Origin of the sequence: Kocuria sp. CNJ-770, from assembly GCF_001942375.1 — a bacterium.
Lineage (GTDB): Bacteria > Actinomycetota > Actinomycetes > Actinomycetales > Micrococcaceae > Kocuria > Kocuria oceani.
Map to the genome: position 1 here is coordinate 1,271 of NZ_MKJW01000042.1, position 1,175 is coordinate 2,445.

Genomic DNA, 1,175 nt, shown 5'->3' on the forward strand with positions numbered 1-1,175 from the left:
GGCAACGTCAAGAGTCGGGGACAACCACCCTGCACGCACCGCAGACTGCGCGGTGGAGTGCTCCTCGGCTAAGGGCGCGCCGATCCTCTTCGCCGAGGGGTGCGCCCTTCTTGCCTCACTTCCGGTCCCCGCCGCCAGGAATGTGGACGAATCAGATCAACGGCAGATCTGCGTGAGCCGCCACTCGAGGTCAGGGTGAACCCACCGACGCCTGGATCAACCGACCACCGGCCGCAGAACCAGCCGCCGCCTGACACCCGCTGGCCTCAAACATCCTGAAAATTTCCGCAGCCCCGGTGTCGACGACGGGTCAACGACGGGCTGGGTCCGTGCTCCGGTGGGTGCATCACTGGCGAATGGGTGGTGCCTGTCTTCTGCGCGGCTCTGCTGCGTTTCCGCTCAGGGGGTACGGGGGTGGGGAAATCCGGATGCTCAGGGGCGCCTCGTGGGCTCGTCCCGCTCTGCGAGGCCGGCCATCATCGCGTTGTAGGCCTTGAGCTCGGCATCATCGGTGCGATCCGCCGCTCGGTCGACCCGACGGTTCTCCTTCTTGCCTTCGATCGCCCACATGATTGCCACGACCACGGCGACGACGACGGTGGGGAACTCCCCGATCCCCCACATCAGCGCCCCGCCGAACTGCTGGTCCTCGATCGGACTACGGCCCCAATCACGGCCCATGTTCGCGAACCACCATGCTTGCAGCAGGGTGTCCGAGCCCATTAGGGCCACCCCGACGAAGGCGTGGTAGACCATTGTGGCCAGCAGCAGAATCAGGCGCATCATGTGGCCGGGACGGTAGGGGATCGGGTCGGTGCCGATCAGCACGAGCATGAACAGGTACCCGGTGATCAAGAAGTGGGTGATCATGAACACGTGCCCCACGTGGTACTGCAGGGTGAACCCGAACAGTGGGGTGAAGTAGAAGATCACGATCGAGGCGGCGAAGTTCACCGCGGCGAAGATCGGGTGCGTCACGATCTTGGAGAACGTGGAGTGCACCAGGGCCAGGATCCACTCGCGCGGCCCGCGGGAACCGTCCTGCCGGGGCTCCAGCGCCTTGAGTACCAGCGTCACTGGCGCACCCAGGACCAGGAAGATCGGCACCACCATCGTCAACATCATGTGCTCCACCATGTGTGCGGAGAACAGCACCAGGCCGTAGACGGCCACCC

The 1,175-nt window shown here is 64.9% G+C and carries 1 protein-coding gene; it reads right to left on the reverse strand.

Features of this window, described 5'->3' with window-relative positions:
* Window positions 1–432 precede the first annotated feature (432 nt).
* On the reverse strand, window positions 433–1,175 hold a 743-nt coding region (locus tag BJF77_RS02005; protein ID WP_139318392.1), incomplete at its 5' end, for a cytochrome c oxidase assembly protein.